Annotated in this window: 15 protein-coding genes and 1 other RNA gene; 1 reads left to right on the top strand and 15 read right to left on the bottom strand. The window is 47.0% G+C overall.

Annotated elements, in window-relative coordinates:
• Positions 1 to 5: 5 nt before the first annotated feature.
• The 12 genes from recR to rpoE all read right to left on the bottom strand — a co-directional run bounded on the left by recR (position 6) and on the right by rpoE (position 12,260).
• A complete protein-coding gene (recR, locus tag ACQQ6X_RS04110) occupies positions 6 to 605 on the bottom strand; it encodes a recombination mediator RecR (RefSeq protein ID WP_063212128.1) in 600 nt (199 codons plus the stop codon).
• Positions 606 to 632: 27 nt separating this feature from the next.
• Positions 633 to 944: a YbaB/EbfC family nucleoid-associated protein gene (locus ACQQ6X_RS04105; RefSeq protein ID WP_305168177.1), complete on the bottom strand. Its 312-nt coding sequence runs from the start codon at positions 942 to 944 to the stop codon at positions 633 to 635.
• Between the two features lie 39 nt (positions 945 to 983).
• A complete protein-coding gene (gene dnaX / locus ACQQ6X_RS04100) occupies positions 984 to 2,732 on the bottom strand; it encodes a DNA polymerase III subunit gamma/tau (protein ID WP_305168176.1) in 1,749 nt (582 codons plus the stop codon).
• 156 nt (positions 2,733 to 2,888) lie between these two features.
• Positions 2,889 to 3,155: signal recognition particle sRNA large type (ffs, locus tag ACQQ6X_RS04095), an RNA gene on the bottom strand.
• Positions 3,156 to 3,267: 112 nt separating this feature from the next.
• Positions 3,268 to 3,465, bottom strand: coding sequence for a 50S ribosomal protein L31 (gene rpmE / locus ACQQ6X_RS04090; RefSeq protein ID WP_126666905.1), 198 nt, complete (start codon positions 3,463 to 3,465; stop codon positions 3,268 to 3,270).
• A gap of 155 nt (positions 3,466 to 3,620) precedes the next feature.
• The gene (locus ACQQ6X_RS04085) at positions 3,621 to 4,892 is read right to left on the bottom strand and encodes a radical SAM protein (RefSeq protein WP_305168175.1); all 1,272 of its coding nucleotides are present in this window, start codon (positions 4,890 to 4,892) and stop codon (positions 3,621 to 3,623) included.
• Positions 4,893 to 4,987: 95 nt separating this feature from the next.
• Positions 4,988 to 6,325 (bottom strand): transcription termination factor Rho, encoded by a 1,338-nt coding sequence (rho, locus tag ACQQ6X_RS04080; protein WP_149034984.1) that lies wholly within the window; start codon positions 6,323 to 6,325, stop codon positions 4,988 to 4,990.
• A gap of 217 nt (positions 6,326 to 6,542) precedes the next feature.
• Positions 6,543 to 7,796 (bottom strand): UDP-N-acetylglucosamine 1-carboxyvinyltransferase, encoded by a 1,254-nt coding sequence (locus ACQQ6X_RS04075; protein ID WP_305168174.1) that lies wholly within the window; start codon positions 7,794 to 7,796, stop codon positions 6,543 to 6,545.
• 225 nt (positions 7,797 to 8,021) lie between these two features.
• Positions 8,022 to 8,876, bottom strand: a complete 855-nt coding sequence (fba, locus tag ACQQ6X_RS04070; RefSeq protein WP_063212133.1) for a class II fructose-1,6-bisphosphate aldolase — start codon at positions 8,874 to 8,876, stop codon at positions 8,022 to 8,024.
• A gap of 249 nt (positions 8,877 to 9,125) precedes the next feature.
• On the bottom strand, positions 9,126 to 9,494 hold the full coding sequence (locus ACQQ6X_RS04065; protein WP_014599366.1) for a response regulator: 369 nt from the start codon (positions 9,492 to 9,494) through the stop codon (positions 9,126 to 9,128).
• Positions 9,495 to 9,707: 213 nt separating this feature from the next.
• Positions 9,708 to 11,309, bottom strand: coding sequence for a CTP synthase (locus ACQQ6X_RS04060; protein WP_063212134.1), 1,602 nt, complete (start codon positions 11,307 to 11,309; stop codon positions 9,708 to 9,710).
• 402 nt (positions 11,310 to 11,711) lie between these two features.
• Positions 11,712 to 12,260: a DNA-directed RNA polymerase subunit delta gene (rpoE, locus tag ACQQ6X_RS04055; protein ID WP_305168173.1), complete on the bottom strand. Its 549-nt coding sequence runs from the start codon at positions 12,258 to 12,260 to the stop codon at positions 11,712 to 11,714.
• A gap of 405 nt (positions 12,261 to 12,665) precedes the next feature.
• On the opposite strand from rpoE, the gene ACQQ6X_RS04050 reads away from it, so the two are divergent.
• Complete coding sequence (locus ACQQ6X_RS04050; protein WP_305168172.1) at positions 12,666 to 13,826, top strand: S8 family peptidase; 1,161 nt, start codon at positions 12,666 to 12,668, stop codon at positions 13,824 to 13,826.
• Positions 13,827 to 13,843: 17 nt separating this feature from the next.
• On the opposite strand, the gene ACQQ6X_RS04045 is transcribed toward ACQQ6X_RS04050, so the two are convergent.
• From ACQQ6X_RS04045 to ACQQ6X_RS04035, 3 genes are read right to left on the bottom strand one after another with little or no spacing between them, the layout of a single operon-like run.
• A complete protein-coding gene (locus ACQQ6X_RS04045; RefSeq protein ID WP_305168171.1) occupies positions 13,844 to 15,229 on the bottom strand; it encodes an MBL fold metallo-hydrolase in 1,386 nt (461 codons plus the stop codon).
• Positions 15,226 to 16,896 carry an ABC transporter permease gene (locus ACQQ6X_RS04040; RefSeq protein WP_305168170.1) on the bottom strand — a complete coding sequence of 557 codons (1,671 nt, stop codon included), beginning with the start codon at positions 16,894 to 16,896 and terminating at the stop codon, positions 15,226 to 15,228. The genes ACQQ6X_RS04045 and ACQQ6X_RS04040 overlap by 4 nt, the downstream gene beginning before the upstream one ends.
• A gap of 4 nt (positions 16,897 to 16,900) precedes the next feature.
• A complete protein-coding gene (locus ACQQ6X_RS04035) occupies positions 16,901 to 17,974 on the bottom strand; it encodes an ABC transporter substrate-binding protein (RefSeq protein ID WP_305168169.1) in 1,074 nt (357 codons plus the stop codon).
• Positions 17,975 to 17,979 lie beyond the last annotated feature (5 nt).

The raw sequence follows: 17,979 nt of genomic DNA, 5'->3' as shown, positions 1-17,979 counted from the left end.
ATCTACTAATTGAGCTCCCTACGGCCTTCCAGCGCTTTGGACAGGGTGACCTCGTCAGCATACTCCAAATCCCCGCCCACAGGCAACCCGTGAGCAATACGAGTAACCTTAATTTCAAAAGGGCGCACTAGTCGGGAAATGTACATAGCCGTGGCCTCTCCTTCAATGTTCGGATTCGTAGCCAGGATCAACTCCTTGACGCGTTCGTCACTGAGCCTGTTCAGCAACTCCTTGAGTTTGATATCCTCAGGGCCAATTCCCTCCATCGGTGAGATTGCACCGTGAAGGACATGGTATAAACCATCAAACTCCTTGGTACGCTCCATAGCCACCAAATCCTTAGCATCCTGAACAACACAGATGACGGAAGCATCCCTCGTCTTATCCTGACAGATCCGACAAGGGTCCGTGTCCGTAATATTACCGCAGACTGAACAAAAGTGAAGATTGCGTTTTACATTGACCAGCGCTTTTGCAAAATCAATCACATCGTCTTCCTTCATTTTCAGTACGTGAAAAGCCAACCGGGCAGCTGTTTTTGGCCCTACTCCCGGTAGGCGCGTAAAAGCATCAATCAGCTTTGCAATCGGCTCGGGATAATGCAATCGCGTGTTTCTCCTTTATGCGGCAGACTAGAACAAGCCCGGAATTTTCATACCACCTGTGAATTTACCCATATCATCATTAGCCAGTTCATCTGCTTTGGACAAAGCATCATTGACAGCAGTAAGCACGAGATCTTGCAGCATTTCTACATCGTCAGGATCTACAGCTTCCGGTTTGATCGTGATGGACAACACCTTTTTATGTCCACTTACCTCTACAGTTACCACACCGCCACCAGAAGAACCTTCGATTACCTTCTCACCAAGCTCCTCTTGGGCTTTCAGCATTTGTTCCTGCATTTTTTTCACTTGCTTCATCATTTGGTTCATATTGTTCATTTCAATCATCTCCTTTAATGAAGTATACATCTACATTAATTATTCTTTAATGACTACCAGGTCTTCCCCGAAAAGCTGAATGGCTTCATCAATCCAGGGTTCCTTGGACTTTCCCGGCGCATCATGCTCCGGCTCCAGTTGCAGTTCTTCGGCAGGCTGGTCGGAAACTCCTTCAATTGCAGCATTCCAATCCTTTTGCATCATTGTTACCAAACGATAAGGATGGCCCAACTGCTCCTGTAAAACCTTCTCGATGACCTGCTTATTAGCAGGCTTTTCGGTAGTTTCACGATGAATGTTGTTCTTAAATGCGACCAGCACACTGTCCTCTAACACAGAAACTGGCTCACCATCCATAAACCAGGCATGAACCGTAACTTTCGTCTCTTTTACTCCTTGCAAAATCTGACTCCACTTACGCCCCACTGCTGCGAATGCTTCGCTCGACTTTTCAGCGATATAACGATCCAACTGAGGAGGAAGTTTGGCTGGCGCTGAAAGACGCGGAGCAGGGGCACGACTACCTGCCTGACGGCCACCAGACGGTGCCTCCTGGCCTGCTCCAGCAGCCAAGCCACCTTGCATCGCACGCTCCAGCTTCTTCTCCAGCTCAGCAAGCTGGCGCTTTAGCATGGCCACATCTTCCTGACCAGCCGCAGCCCCAGAGCGCTGTGCAGTCGGCTGAACAGCAGTTCCTGCTTCCCCCGGGATGCTGCATAACTTTAATAGAGCTACTTCAAATAGAGTCTGGGGCTGAACAGCATATTTCATCTCGCTCTGATAACGGTTCAGGGTGTCAATCATGGCAAAGAGCTGCTCCTTGGTAAAAGCATCTGCTACTTCCTTAAACTGCTCTGGATTCAGCACCCGCTCGGTCATTTTGGTCGCCTGCGGCACCATCTTGATCATTAGCAGGTCTCGGAAATAGTACAGAAGATTCTCCATACACTTATCCGCACTTTTACCTTCCTGCATAAAGCTCTCGATCAATTGGAGCACTGTGCCCACATCTTCTTTCAGTAATGCCAAGGCTAACTTGCCGAATTGCTCGGATGCGATTCCGCCCGTCATATTCAGCACCTGCTGATACGTAACCCGACCATCAGTAAACGAAGAAATCTGATCCAAAACGCTAACCGCATCTCGCATCCCGCCATCTGAGAGACGTGCAATATATTGCAGCGCATCTAAATCAGCCTGAATGTTCTCCTGTTGGCATATAAGGTTAAGTCGCTCTGTCTGCTCTTCCAGCGATACACGCCGGAAATCAAAACGCTGGCAACGCGAAATAATTGTCGCGGGAATCCGATGTGGCTCTGTCGTAGCCAATATGAACATTACGTGTGGCGGCGGCTCCTCCAGCGTTTTGAGTAGGGCATTGAACGCTTCCGTCGTCAGCATGTGCACTTCATCAATGATATAAACCTTGTGCCGCACTTCTGTGGGCGCATATTTGACTTTATCGCGCAAATCACGAATCTCTTCAACGCCCCGGTTAGAGGCTGCATCAATCTCCTGTACATCCATGACCGCTCCAGCCGTGATCCGTTTACAGGCTTCGCATTCGTTGCAAGGTTCCGGCGCAGGTCCATGCTCACAGTTGATTGCCTTGGCCAAAATTTTGGCCGCGCTGGTCTTACCCGTTCCTCGCGGACCACTGAACAGATAAGCATGGGACGTGCGATTTTCGCGGATGGCATTCTGCAATGTCTGGATAATATGCTGTTGTCCTACCATGTCCTTGAAAGCCTGCGGCCGCCAAGCACGGTACAACGCTATATGTTCCAATGCGCGTTCCCTCTTTCCCATTCACTTTCATGACCATTTAGGGTCACTTCATTATACTATACTCCCGTCCGAATCTAAACCAGACACATTTCAATTTATAAGCACAAAAAAACATCTTCGCACAATCGCCAAGATGTTCTAATTCTTAATATAATACCGTGCACCTGTTATTGATCGTTGTGATCCGAGCGGCAACCCTGAACAACAACTCGGGCTAGGCGACCCTCCGGCACAAGAGTGGGCTTGCTTATGGCTGCTTCCTTCCGGACCTGACCAGGTTCACAAGTACTCATTGCGGAGGACCCAACCGTCAACATTGTGCGCAGGGACCAGCCTCACATCAACAACACCTCTAACAGGAATTCAACCTCGCTATAGCGGATTGCGAGTTACAGGGCACCGCTACCTCCCCATCTAGCACGGTGAAAATAAGTATATCTCATGGTTGCATAAAATGCAAATAGCAAATAACGACAAAAAGAGCCTCCTGCAATTGCAGAAGGCTCTAATAACTTTATAACTTGACGGCAATTTATTAGATACCGTATTTCTTTTTGAAACGATCCACACGTCCACCAGCATCAATAAACTTCTGCTTACCTGTGAAGAACGGGTGGCAAGCGGAACAAATCTCCACACGCAGAGATTCTTTTACAGAACCAGTTTCAAACGTATTCCCGCAAGCGCAGGTAACGTTAGTTACGTTAAACTTCGGTTGAATAGCCTGTTGCATTAACTTTCACCTCTTTCCGCCCTGAACGTCCTATCAGTCCAGAGTTGTATGAACACATGTTCAAATTATAGCACTTGAATATAAGTGTTTCAACATCTTTTTAGCATACCAAAACAGTGTAAAATCGGTGTGTCTCAAGTAGCTGTCGACCTTAATTAGGCCTTGGCAAGTTTGGGACGTGCCAGCCCTTGCGGCGGCACATGAGTGTAAGAACCGATCACCACATCCGGCAGTTCCTCACGATAAATCTCAAGCATTTGCTTCATGCCAAGAATCTCCCCTTGAGCTGGCGGAATCAACTCCAGATAGCTTTCAGGATCAATATTCAAATTGCGCATTTGGATCAGCTTGAGCTTAGTGCGTTTGGCAAATTCAATCATTGCCTCAATTTCTTCCTCCCGGTCAGTTACACCCGGAAAAATCAAATAGTTAATTGACGTATACACTCCCTGCTCGGATGCATAACGGAGTGACTTTTCTACATTAGCCAGCGTGTAACCGCGTGGCTTGTAATACGCATTGTAATGGTCGTCCAATGCACTAATTGTACTGACTCGCATGAGATCAAGACCCGCATCCACAATTCCCCGGATATGGTCACTCAGTCCCGCATTGGTGTTGATATTAATATACCCCATATCTGTAACGGAACGAACTTCTTTGATCGCATCAATAATCAGTTTGGCCTGAGTGGAAGGCTCACCTTCACAACCTTGCCCAAAACTGATGATAGACTCAGGTGTCTTCAAATGTTCCAACATGACTTCTACAATCTCTTCCACGCGGGGACGGAAGTTCATTCTTGTCTGCGGAGATACAAAACCACTATCGTCCGGCTGTTCAGATATACAGCCAAAGCAGCCCGCATTACAAGAATAAGATACCGGAACTCCCCCTTCCCAACGATTCAGGAACGTATTCGAAGAAGTAAGACATTCATAGCCCAGCGCACAGTTAGACAAATGCTGATACAGCCTATTTTCGGGATACTGCTCCGTCATCCGCTGAACTCCCAATTTAACTTGAGTGCGGTCACAGTTTTCGGGATTCCATTTGGATGGACTGTCACTCTGCTCTGCCGTTACATAAAATGCCCCATCTTTCCAGACAACGGCCGAATAACCGAACAAGGGGAGTTTATACTCCTTATCCGTCTTCACATATCCCGGGAGGCAAAGTCGTGTAAAACCTTGCGGCAACAAAGCTCCTACTGCCTGCATATCTCCCGGAAGAGAGACCATTTCCCCAGTTTCAGGGTTCATACCGACCGGGCGGGTGTTGGGCAGGCTTACTAGTGTGGCTCCTTCCGGCAACGGAATAAGCTCATCCTCCATGATTTCAACAATCATGTCTGCACTACGGGCAAGCCCATACAAAGAAGCATGGTCATATACATTGCCTTTTTCGTCGGCATACACCAAATACATTATGGAGCTCCTTTCGTTCCATCAAGCACACCGTTAGCCAAATAAATGGTAACGGCTGTGTACTTACAAAACAGATAAAATACAATAGATGGGTTTTAGTTGGTTGTGGCTGGAACTGACGCTGTGGTAGAACGCGTAGTTCTTCGTTGTTGGCCACCAGAATTACCTTGAGAGCCGCTGGAAGAAGGGGCCGTCAAATCAAACGAAGCTAAAAACTCAGCGTTATTTTTGCTGTTACGGAGCTTTTTGAGGAAGCCTTCCACAAAGTCATGGCTTTCCGTCATATTTTTACGAATAGCCCAGATCGTATCTAATTCTTCCTTGTTCAACAGCACTTCCTCACGACGTGTACCGGAACGACGGATATCAATTGCAGGGAAGATACGACGTTCTGCCAGTTTGCGGTCCAAATGCAGCTCCATATTACCTGTGCCTTTGAACTCTTCATAGATGATATCGTCCATACGAGAACCTGTATCAATCAGGGCTGTAGCAAGAATCGTCAAGCTACCGCCTTCCTCCACATTTCGAGCCGCACCAAAAAAGCGTTTTGGACGGTGAAATGCTGCTGGATCAATACCCCCACTCAAAGTACGACCAGAAGGAGGAATAACGAGATTGTACGCACGAGCCAAACGTGTGATGCTATCCAGCAGGATAACGACATCCTTTTTATGCTCTACGAGACGCAGGGCACGCTCCAACACCAATTCTGCCACTTTGATGTGATTTTCAGGAAGTTCATCAAATGTAGAGGCCACAACTTCACCTTTAACAGAACGCTGCATATCAGTCACTTCTTCTGGGCGTTCATCAATCAACAAGACAAATAGCTCAATCTCGGGATTGTTGGTTGAAATGCTATTGGCAATTTCTTTGAGGAGAAGTGTCTTCCCAGCTTTGGGAGGTGCCACAATAAGTCCGCGCTGTCCAAGTCCGACAGGGGCCAGTACATCCATAATTCTCGTAGACAAATGGTTGGGGGAAGTTTCAAGGACTAATTTGGTTTGCGGATACAGTGGAGTCAGTGCAGGAAAATGTAGCCGCTCAGCAGCTTGCTCAGGACTTCTTCCATTGACGGCGTTAACTTGGAGCAATCCAAAATATCGTTCATTTTCTTTTGGCGTTCGGCATTTACCGGAAACGAGATCGCCTGTTCTCAAGTCAAACTTGCGGATTTGTGAAGCAGAGATGTAAATATCTTCGGTACTCGGGAGATAATTGATCGGCCTCAGAAAGCCGTAACCTTCAGGAAGTATTTCCAGAACCCCCTGCATAAACATTAATCCGCTCTTCTCAGCTTGTGCGCGCAGAATGGCGAAAATTAATTCTTTCTTCTTGAGCGTTCCGTAGTACGGGATCTGGTATTGCTTGGCCAGCTTGTACAGGTCGGTCAGCTTCATTTCTTCCAGATCGGAAATTTGCAGATCCATATAATAACCACCTATTCAATTATTAAGTCCATTCATACTTCTAAATGATAGACAATGATATCATAAACATCATCAACATAATTTTAACCAAAACAAATAAAGTTATGCAGCCATCCGCATGGATTATACCGAAATATTCCGGTTTTCCGATTAAAGATTGCTAAGTATGAACCAAATCTTAAATCAAGCAGCGGCTGCATAGGTATACTTTGTTCTATTACTCAGTCTGCCTCCATACATCTGCGCCCAAATGACGCAGGTTGGAGACGAGATGATCATAACCACGGTCAATGTACTCGACACCCGTAACCTCGGTCACCCCTTCGCTTACGGTAAGTCCAGCAATGACGAGGGCCGCTCCGGCGCGCAAATCTGCCGCTTTTACTTTAGCCGCATTCAGTTGACCACCTTCAATAATGGCAGACCGACCTTCTACGCGAATTTTAGCTCCCATTCGCACCAGTTCAGGGACGTGCTTAAAACGATTGCTGTACACAAAATCGCTCAACACACTGACACCCTGAGCCTGGGTCAGCAAGCTGGTCATAGGAGATTGTAAATCCGTGGCGAAGCCGGGGTATACCAAGGCTTTAACGTCGACATGCCCATAGGAAGGTGCACCCAGTACGCGAATACTTTCATCATATTCCTCGATACCAATGCCCATTTCCTGCATTTTGGCAGTGAGCGCCTCCATATGTTTGGGGATTACATTGTCAATCAATACATTTCCACGGGTTGCCGCAGCAGCAATCATATATGTGCCTGCTTGTATACGGTCAGGTATGATGGAATGACGACAGCCATGCAGCTCCGACACACCTTCAATACGAATTGTCTCCGTACCAGCGCCTTTAATAATCGCCCCCATGGAGTTTAATAAAGTTGCTACATCTATAATCTCAGGCTCTTTAGCCGCATTTTCGATAGTTGTGGCGCCTTTGGCACGTGCGGCCGCCAGCATAATGTTAATGGTTGCTCCTACGCTACTGACATCCAAATAGATCTTGGTGCCGCGCAGTTCTTTGGCATACAAATGAATAGCACCGTGCTCGTTCGTAACCGTGGCACCTAGTGCTTCAAAACCTTTGATATGCTGATCAATGGGCCGGGGTTCAAAATTACATCCTCCTGGCAAACCGATGATCGCTTCCTTGAATCTGCCCAGCATGGCCCCCATCATATAATAAGAGGCTCGTAACTTCTTAACAGGTCCATTCGGCATAGGAATGGATTTAATGGAGGCAGGGTCTATCTTCATCTGGCTACCTTCCCAAGTAACCTTTGCGCCAAGCTCCTCCAATATTTCGGAATACACCGCCACATCACTGAGCAGCGGCAAATTATCCAGAATGACTTCCGACTCTGCCAGAATGGCTGCGGGAATCAAGGCGATGGCACTGTTTTTGGCACCGCTGATGGAAACTGTACCCTGAAGCGGCCGTCCACCGGTGATCATCAATTTTTCCATAAGCTTGAGGGTCCCCCTACGTGTTTTGCAGTCGGTCAAACAATAAACTAAAACCATACACTTTCAACTTTTTTAGTGGTGAAAATGGAAAGACACCGGCTAAGCGGTGTGCTTTCCATATCAAACTATTCAACTGTAAAGATTTAAGTAGTTTTGTGCAGCATAAAGACAGCTATAACAAAAATACAATCAGTCTATGCAAACGCACGACCAGTTATAACATTATTACGCTTTGTTGTTGGAACCGAACTCACGGATTTTACCGATAACTGTTTGTTTGATTGCTTCACGACCTGGTTGGATGAATGTACGTGGATCGTAAGCATCTGGTTTAGCAGCAAGCACTTCACGAACTACTTTCGCAAATGCGATTTGGTTTTCAGTGTTTACATTGATTTTGGATGTACCCAAGGAAATAGATTTTTTGATGTCATGTGTAGGGATACCTGTTCCGCCATGAAGAACGAGTGGCAGTTTCACAGCATCGCGGATTTCTTCCATTTCTTTAAAGCCCAGGTTTGGCTCACCTTTGTATGGTCCATGAACAGAACCCAGTGCAGGTGCCAGTGTATCAATACCTGTTTCTTTAACGATACGTACACAATCATCCAGCTTAGCGTACATTACATCACCAACAACATCATCTTCTTGACCGCCAACCATTCCAACTTCAGCTTCAACGGAAACGCCTTTGGAATGAGCATATTCAACAACTTTCTTTGTTGTTTCGATGTTTTTCTCGATTGGGCTGTGGGAATCGTCAATCATAACGGATGTGAAACCAGCGTCGATCGCTTCTTTACATTTTTCAAAGCTGGAACCGTGGTCCAGGTGAATCGCAACTGGAACCGTAATTTTCATGTCATGAATAAGACCTTCTACCATTTTAACAACAGTGTAGAATCCGCCCATGTGACGTGCTGCGCCTTCGGAAACACCCAGAATTACTGGGGATTTTTCTTCTTCAGCAGCGCCCAAGATAGCTTGAGTCCACTCCAGGTTATTGATGTTGTATTGACCTACTGCATATTTTCCTTCGAGTGCTTTGTTCAACATGTCTTTCATAGATACCAATGGCATGGTTACAGTCCTCCTAAAGGTGTTTGGGTTTGTCTATATTTTTTAGCCGACATCACATACGGGCTTATTATACCACAACCCATGTTAAATACTAAACAAGCTTTTGCATATCAACACATACAAAAATCACGTTCAGGACACTGTTTTTCTATAGAATTGTATAAGGAGAGGATTTACTTTCAGTATTTCCCATAATCACAAACAAAAAACCCTGTTTCAATAACAGAGTTCTCGACCCAAATGACTTACCTAGTCACCTCTGAGTTGTTTGTTCACAGCAATCCGCATTTCATCAATATCAAAGGGCTTGGTAAAGTGCATAAGTGCACCTAGCTCCGTCGCCTCTTTAATCATGTCCAGTTCTCCATATGCTGTCATCATAATGACCTTGATGTCGGGATTCATGCTTTTTAGATGCTTCAGAATTTCGAGTCCGTCCATACCTGGAATTTTCATATCGAGTAGAACCAGATCAGGTGGTTCCTTCTCAACAATTTCAAGAGCAATTTTTCCGTTCGCTGCCTGAAAGGTCTCATAACCCTCACTTCCGAACACTTCCATCAGTAAAATCCGTATTCCATTCTGGTCATCGACGATTAATACTTTTTTCTTTTCCAATGTTTTAACCTCCTAAGATCTTAAAACGAGGATCATGCAGCTATTGCCATAACAGCGTCCGATGACGTACAATATCCGTCCCATACCTAAAATTATATTCGCCCCTGCAAAAAGAAAATCCTTCTCTTATACATAATTGTGGAATATTCTTTCATAATCAGGAAGCATGGGATAAAAAAAGACCTCCCAGAGGAGGTCTTTGAGGCTATAGCATTAACCTTGAAGCTGCAATGCAGCCTTTACAAATTCACGGAACAAAGGCTGTGGACGATTCGGACGTGAGGTAAATTCTGGATGGAATTGTACAGCCAGGAACCATGGATGCTCGGGAAGTTCCACAATTTCTACCAAACGTCCATCTGGTGAAGTACCGGAAATGCGAAGACCTGCTTTTTCAATAGCTTCACGATATTCGTTATTGAATTCGTACCGATGACGATGTCTCTCATACACCAGTTCGTCGTTGTAGCAAGCCGCTGCCAGGGAACCTTCCACCAGCTTACATGGATACAGGCCAAGACGCATAGTACCGCCCAAATCTTCGATGTCTTTTTGATCAGGAAGCAAGTCAATGACAGGATAATCGGTAGCCGGGTTGATTTCCGAGCTGTTGGCTCCTTCGAGACCAGCCAGGGAACGGGCAACCTCAATAACAGATACCTGCATGCCGAGGCAAATACCGAAAAACGGAATTTTTTGCTCCCGCGCATAACGAATGGTGCTGATTTTACCTTCAATTCCGCGATCGCCGAAGCCACCTGGTACGAGAATACCGCCAATGCCGCTCAGCATGTCAGCTACGTTCTCGTCCGTTACTTCTTCAGCGTTCACCCAACGGATTTTTACGTCCGCATTTGCATCAAATCCTGCGTGGGAAAGTGACTCAACAACACTTAAGTACGCATCGTGCAACGCAACATATTTACCAACAATAGCAATTTCAACTGTCTTGTCCAACTTGCTGATTCGATCAACGAGACCTTCCCATTCAGTCATATCTGGTGCAGGTGTTGTCAGCTTCAGGTGGTTAACTACGATTTCATCCAAACCTTCTTCACGCAGGTTCAATGGAACTTCGTAGAGAGTAGAAGCATCGCGGCATTCTACCACTGCATTCGCATCAATATCGCAGAACAATGCAATTTTAGCCTTCATGTCGGAGGACAACTCATGCTCTGTACGGCAAACAATAACATTCGGTTGAATGCCGATGCTGCGCAATTCTTTTACACTGTGCTGAGTTGGTTTGGTTTTAACCTCACCAGCAGCTTTAATATAAGGAATGAGCGTTACGTGAATGTACATTACATTCTCGCGCCCAACTTCACTTTTAAGCTGGCGAATGGCTTCCAAAAATGGCAAGCTTTCAATATCGCCTACTGTACCGCCAATTTCCGTAATAATGACATCCGAGCCTGCTTCACGGCCTGCACGGTACACGCGCTCCTTGATTTCGTTCGTAATATGAGGGATAACCTGTACTGTACCACCCAGATATTCTCCGCGGCGCTCTTTGCTGATCACACTGGAATATACCTTGCCTGTTGTGACATTGCTGTTCTTGGACAGATTAATATCAATAAAGCGCTCATAGTGTCCCAAGTCAAGATCCGTTTCCGCACCATCATCCGTTACAAACACTTCACCGTGCTGGTAAGGACTCATGGTACCCGGATCGACATTCAGGTAAGGATCAAATTTTTGAATCGTTACCTTCAGTCCCCGGTTCTTCAAAAGCCTCCCCAGTGAAGCTGCCGTAATCCCTTTGCCCAAGGAAGACACAACCCCGCCTGTCACAAAAATATACTTCGTCACTGTTCAAAACCCTCCTAGATAAGATGCAAAATTCAGGCGACATTATGATGTTATCGTAACCCGTTTGCACGGATTATCATCCATGAAGAAGGCAGCGGTTATATTTTCCTAATCCGCCGCCCTTAGCCCTCTTTCATGAGTGAAAACACCCCTATAAAAAACAAAAAAGCACTCCCGTAGTACGGGGCACTTTTATACAAAAAAACAAACATATAAGTGAATCAATCATAAGCCCAAGCAATAGTTTACCCCGTGTCCAATCCGCTGTCAAGGAAGTTATCTGTGTTAATTTGCCCATTGAACCAGATTGGAATAAATCTATCTGAAAGCAGTAATTCAGCAGGGGTTTCAAGAAAACGGTCATGAAAAAGGGGAGAGCGTATCTCCCCTTGCAGCCTGTTCTTAACGAAGTGAATCGTCGTCGTCTTCTATTGATTCATCGTCATTTTCATCATCTGTATCTTCCTCATCACTGAGGTCTTCATCGTCAATCACAACATCGTCGTCACTATCATCATCTTCTCCGTCGAACAGCTCATCCTCGCCATCCTCGTCTTCGTTATCTGCATCGAAGTCGTCATCGGAGTTGTATGTTTCTTCTTCCTCATGATAGTCATCTTCGTCGTCATCGTCATCATCGTTAATAATACGAGGACGCTTGGCGCCCGTCAGGGCATCTTCGGATTTATCTACCGGATACCAACGTTTCAAGCCCCACAGATTCGTACCGACACAGGCAAAACGCCCGTCAATGTTGATTTCAGTATATAGCTGAGCAATAACGTCATTAATTTCTTCATCGGACAAGCCGCGCAATTTAGCGACTTCATTCATCAGGTCACGGTAATAATATGGAGTATTGGCTGCTTTCAATACCAAAAATGCCAAATCCACCATTGGAGTCTCGTGGACTTTCTCCGGGTCAATCTTCAAGTTGAGTGGTGTACTCACCTAGGGACACTTCCTCTCACACGTAATTCACAAGAACATGTTTCAGAGCATACACGATACATGCAATACTAACATATCCATTATCAAAACTAAGTAAAACCTATTTGGAAGCAAATTGCAAGTTAAACATGGGTATCGTCATAATTTCCAAGAATACCCCCTGTACAAGACGGCACACGAAAAAAAGACGGGGTTCCCCCCGCCTTCGACTGTACCCGCTCCGGGAGAGGCCTCCCAAAGTTGTTGCACAAGAGCTTATGCTCTCCATGTATCGTATGTGTCTACAGCTACTTTGACACGACAAGCAGGCCTATTTCCATAAAAAAGGGGCAAGTTTCCCATGCCGCAGCTGACGCTTGCTCATACAATACTTCAGCATGGCTCATCGGAGGGGGACCGTCTCAAATGGACTATCCGGATTTTTTGCAGCGTTTGCATGAGGGTATTTCGGAGCCGTCCGGCAGTGGACGGAACAAACAGATTATCACGTTTGATAAGCCTCACCAATACCGAGAATGCCTGTCCTATCTCAAAAAGCTGAAGCCTGAGCTAGCTGGGTTACGGCAAGTGCAACCGGCCCGGCTAATCCGTGCTCTCATCGCTCCGTTTTCAGGAGGAGACAGGCTGGGCAAATATCACCACGGTGTTACCGTTGAAGAAGATACCCGCATTAAGGTTCACGCAGAAACGGCTTATTTACCAAAAGCAGAGAAGAATCTTTCCATGCCATGGGGAGTCAAACAGGTACGTGCATACAAGGCTTGGCCTTCCTCAACAGGGAATCGGGTCAGAATCGGTGTAATCGACACAGGGGCCGATTTTCATCATCCTGATCTTCGCTATTCCCTCGCCAGAGGTATCAATTTATTGAACCGGACCATGTTACCTTATGACGATAACGGCCACGGTACTCATATTGCTGGAACCATCGCGGCATCCAATTATGACGAAGGTATGGTTGGCGTAGCACCACGGGCTTTAATTCATCCAGTAAAGGCATTCGATCATAATGGAGCCGCCTATGTCTCTGACATTATTCTCGGTATCGACTGGTGTGTATTAAATCGTGTCGATATCATTAATATGAGCTTTGGTATGAAGTCGCGCAGCAAGGCACTGCTTGATATGGTGAATAAAGCATACCATAACGGCATTGTAATCGTAGCTTCCTCGGGAAATGAGGGCAAGCGTCGAAGCATTGACTATCCGGCCCGCTACTCCCAGACGATATCAGTAGGAGCTACCGACAAATACAGACGTATCGCCCCTTTCAGCAATCGGGGGCAATTCGTAGACGTATATGCACCTGGTGAGAAGATCAGATCGTCGTGGATTCATGGAAAGCATCATGAAATGAGCGGCACCTCTATGGCTACTTCCCATGTGACCGGGAGTATCGCACTCCTCCTTTCACTGAGACCGGGACTGGAGCCTGGGGAAATTAAAGCGCTGCTTAAGCGCACCGCCACACCGCTGCGCCTTCGCAAAAGCGCCGGACGCAGTTCCATCTCCACCAAGCTTGGAGAAGTGGATGCCTTCCGATTGATGCAGGAGGGCACAAAGTGAATCACCATCTGATGATACTAAACCTCTATCGTTGCGCCTGACTCCAAAGAATGGACTTCTCTGGCAGGACCTCCATGTCCATGATTTCCTTCTCTTATTAACTCATCTCGTACAAGGTCGGTTTGCAGTTTTGGTGCATGAACGAGTACAACCTGTTTGCTGGGCACATTCTTCAACATCTGCCTCACATCCGATAATCCCTGATGCACCTTGTAGATTAAATGCCGAGCTATACAGATGTCATTGGAGTCCGTACATTCCAATAGATGCTTTCCAAAAGAGCCATTCGAGGCATGCCCGGTCAATATCACACTGTTCCTAATGTTTTTTTCGTTATCCATATCGTTCAACATGTTGCGGCTATCCGACAGATATTGATAATACCAACGCGCCTGTGGGGAATCCATCATGCCATCTCTTGTTACGATAATAGTAGCCTTGTTTCGTTCCAGCAGACTTACTCGTTCAGCTGTATCACGAGGCACAAACACCCTGCTACTATTTAACACATGTAATATTCGTGCGGGAGCTTCCGGTCGCAGCCACTCTTTCCAGCAAATTAACTGTTTTAATCCTTGCCATAGGTCAGGCTCTATAATTATTGTGTGTTCAGGAAATTGCTCACAGGCCCATACGATCAACTCCTGTCCTCTGCCAAAGGCAGGCACTGGCAACAACACATGACCACCAGACCATAATATCTGGTCCATCTCGACCCTCAGCCGCTTCAGTTTAACAGGCTGCGGGTCTATATCCATGCCATAGGCATTGTCCATAATGGATAGGTCCATTAGAGTGGACTTTGGCTTGCATTCAGGAAGGTTATCTATCCCCTCTCCCGTATACAAGTCTGGTGCATCGGCAGCAAGAAGCTCAGATTCACGGCTATAGTCTCCAGAAAAGAACAACCGCTTCCCTTCCATTTCTACGATATACCACACTGCACCAGCCAGATGCCCACTGCGTCCCCACAGGATTCTCACACCCGGGCAAGCTTCATGCCACACTCCTGACGGCGCTTCGTCTTCCAGATAGCGATAGGTAATGGATTGTATATCCTGTTCGCTGTACGGCAATTCGCCGCCTCTTGATTCAACGTAAGTACGCCAAGAGCGAAAATAGGAGCCCAGCTGCTCAGCGGTAGCCTTGGTCGTCCAGACCTCTCCACGATATCCGTACTTGTACAGTAAGGGGAGCGCCATGGAATGATCCTCATGTGCATGAGATAGCAATACAGTAGTTAGCCCCTTCGCCTTCTGCAGGGGAAAAACCGGATACTGCCCGGTTCCTTCCTTTTTCACGCCACAGTCCAGCATGATACGATGCTGCTTTCCTTCAAAAACATAACAGGAGCGGCCATGTTCGCCCGCTCCGCCCCAAATTCTAAGCTTGGTCATCATCATTTCCACTTTCTTCGCGAGTTTAAGCTTTCCATTAAGATTAGTAGCAGTGTGGTCAACCCAACCGATATAACAGCCATTGCCATACCGAGTGATACCTGTCCCTGCTCGAACTGGGCAAATATATAGGTCGCAGATGTCTGGACGGATGGTGGTAAAATCAACAATGATCCTACTAGCTCCCGTGAAGCGATGGTAAAGGTCATCATCCAACCAGCGAGCATCCCCGGTACAATCAGCGGTAGTATAATCCGGCGGAATATGTAAGACGGACGCCCGCCAAATACCTGCCCCGCCTGAAAAAGAGTATGATCTACCTGTGTAAAGGCGCTTTTGACATATTGAACCGTGTAAGGAATAAACAAAATAACATACGTCAAAATGACCATGCCGTATGTGTTATACAACGGAATCGGCATCCACGGAGAGTTCCACCACAAGATCAGGCCAACCACCATAACAATTCCCGGCACAGTATTCGGAAGCAAGCTGAATGCATCAACAGTCCGTTGGATTGTCGTGCGTGAGCTACCGATGACTAGCGCAAACCATGTGCCCATCACCACAGCCAGCGTCGATGCACCCAAAGAGAGGAATACGCTGTTCAGCAGTGCCTCCATACTCTCTGAACCCCACGACAGCAGTTCCTTATAATAGTCGAGTGTAAGGTTATTCCATGCCAATCCAACTCCCCGCAGCTTCATGGTGGAGGCCGCGATAATTGAAAAGTAAGGGATACCAATAGCTGCAAGGAGCAGCAATAGGATGAATGTGACACTCAGTCCTGTAGTCCAACTGGATACACGCAGACGGGATGGCCGCGAACCTTTACCCCCTACCAGTCTGTATGTGAACTTTCGGTTGATCATCGATTGCACGTACCACATAAGCAGACAGGCCGTTAACAACACTGAGGCCATTGATGTCGCTTTGCCAAAATCAATAGGCCAGCTGGAAATATATTTGTGAATTTCAGAAGTCATGACCTCATACCCGATACGTCGCCCAAAGGTAGCAGGTGTACCAAACTCGGCAATCGTTTTAACGAAAATAAGCAACGCGCCCATTCCGTATGCCGATAGCAGCAAGGGTAAAATGATTCGACGGAACCTGTACAGAAAGCCTCCGCCCATGACGGCCCCTGCCTCTTCCAGACTGCCGCCAATCCTCACCAGCGCTCCGCGCAGCAGCAGATATAGGAATGGAAACAGATGCAGACTCATGATCATCACCATGCCACCCAGGCTGAAAAAGGAAGATGTTAAGAAGTGCAGGTCCGGGAACAACTGCTCCAGATACCCGTTTTTTTGCATAAACAGAATCCATCCCATGGACCCGATATAGGGCGGAGTCATAAACGGAATCAGCAGCACGACATCCAACCAGCGCCAATGTGCGAGTCGGGTGTTGGACATGATCCAGGCTAGTGGAAGTGCAAGGACGGTCGTTCCTGCGATCACACAGATGCCTAGCCAAATCGAGCTGAATAGCACTCCTGCAAATTGGGAAGCAGCTAACGTTCGAAAAGGCACCGCCCATTGAATTTCCCCCTCAACATACACACTTTGGATGAAGATTTGCAGCAATGGCAGCAAAATGAGGAAAAGAAGCGCGATCAGAGCAAGTGTCAGAGACCAGCCCCTGATGTGTTTAACAGACAAACTTCCCATCGGCTTATTTGAACATTTGCGTGAACTTTTCCGTCACGTCTGATCCATGCTCGCCCATCCATTCCCAATTGGTTTTCAGCAATGGGATTTCGTCCAGGTTGGCACGATTGTCAGCTTTGATATCCGTACGTCCAGGGAGTAGGGAAGCATCTGCTACTAGTTTTTGTGCCTCGTCTGACAACAGATAGTCAATGAATGCTTTGGCATTTTGCTCATGTTGTGTGGACTTGAGAATGGCAGCAGGCCGCGGGCTAATGACCGTTCCCTCTGTCGGATAGACGATGTCAATCGGCTCGCCTTTGGCTTTAGCCTTGTAAGTCATGTAATCGACCGCAGCGACGACTACTCCTTTAGCTCCGGTAATCACGGGGTCTAGCGCTTCCTGATTCGCACCAGCCATGGCTACACCATTAGCCTTGTACTGCTCGAACAACGTCCAGCCTCCATCGCCCTTAGCACTTAGATAGCCTGTCATAAAGTCCAAGGCCGAGCCGGACAGCGATGGGTCGGGGATGTTAACCTGATCCTTGTACTCAGGTTTCGCCAAGTCGGCCCATGAAGTAGGCGGGGATTTCACCAGTTTCGTGTTATAAGCAATACCTAGAGCAGAAGCACTGGTACTGAAATAGTTACCCTCCTTATCAGACCAGTCCGGGTTTAGCTTGTCCGCATTTTTGGCATCCGGATAGGGGAGCGTAAGTCCTTCCTTTTTCAAGCCCTGTACAGACGGAAGCGATGCCAGCACAACCACGTCTGCTACCGGATTCGTCTTCTCCGCTTCCATGCGGGCTAAAATCTTACCTGTCGTTCCCTGGAATAACTCTACCTTAACTCCACTCTGCGCCTCATACCCCGCTACCAGCTTTTTTGCCAGTCCATCCGGACCTGCGCTGTAAACAACCAGCTTCTGGTCGGTGGACGCCGCTGCTCCCGCTGGTTTTGCTGTTCCATCTGCTTGCGTGCCACCCTTCGATGTCGGAGCGGTTCCGCAACCTGCCAGAGCCAGCCCAAAAGTCAATGTTAAAGCAAGCATAGCCCCTTTTTTCCATCCTGCACGAAAACCATTTCTATTCATCATCTTCT

It is taken from the genome of Paenibacillus ottowii (assembly GCF_050516475.1).
GTDB classification, from domain to species: Bacteria; Bacillota; Bacilli; order Paenibacillales; family Paenibacillaceae; genus Paenibacillus; species Paenibacillus ottowii.
The sequence above is the reverse complement of the archived record's forward strand: the minus strand, read 5'-3'. Positions and strand labels throughout refer to the sequence as shown.

What these genes read in the sequence shown, in the direction of transcription:
- ACQQ6X_RS04050 (WP_305168172.1), top strand. Translation starts at nt 12,666, where the DNA reads ATGGACTATCCGGATTTTTTGCAGCGTTTGCATGAGGGTATTTCGGAG.
- ACQQ6X_RS04035 (WP_305168169.1), bottom strand. Translation starts at nt 17,974, where the DNA reads ATGATGAATAGAAATGGTTTTCGTGCAGGATGGAAAAAAGGGGCTATG.
- ACQQ6X_RS04045 (WP_305168171.1), bottom strand. Translation starts at nt 15,229, where the DNA reads ATGATGATGACCAAGCTTAGAATTTGGGGCGGAGCGGGCGAACATGGC.
- ACQQ6X_RS04040 (WP_305168170.1), bottom strand. Translation starts at nt 16,896, where the DNA reads ATGGGAAGTTTGTCTGTTAAACACATCAGGGGCTGGTCTCTGACACTT.
- ACQQ6X_RS04075 (WP_305168174.1), bottom strand. Translation starts at nt 7,796, where the DNA reads ATGGAAAAATTGATGATCACCGGTGGACGGCCGCTTCAGGGTACAGTT.
- rho (WP_149034984.1), bottom strand. Translation starts at nt 6,325, where the DNA reads ATGGATCTGCAAATTTCCGATCTGGAAGAAATGAAGCTGACCGACCTG.
- fba (WP_063212133.1), bottom strand. Translation starts at nt 8,876, where the DNA reads ATGCCATTGGTATCTATGAAAGACATGTTGAACAAAGCACTCGAAGGA.
- rpmE (WP_126666905.1), bottom strand. Translation starts at nt 3,465, where the DNA reads ATGCAACAGGCTATTCAACCGAAGTTTAACGTAACTAACGTTACCTGC.
- ACQQ6X_RS04085 (WP_305168175.1), bottom strand. Translation starts at nt 4,892, where the DNA reads ATGTATTTGGTGTATGCCGACGAAAAAGGCAATGTATATGACCATGCT.
- ACQQ6X_RS04105 (WP_305168177.1), bottom strand. Translation starts at nt 944, where the DNA reads ATGAACAATATGAACCAAATGATGAAGCAAGTGAAAAAAATGCAGGAA.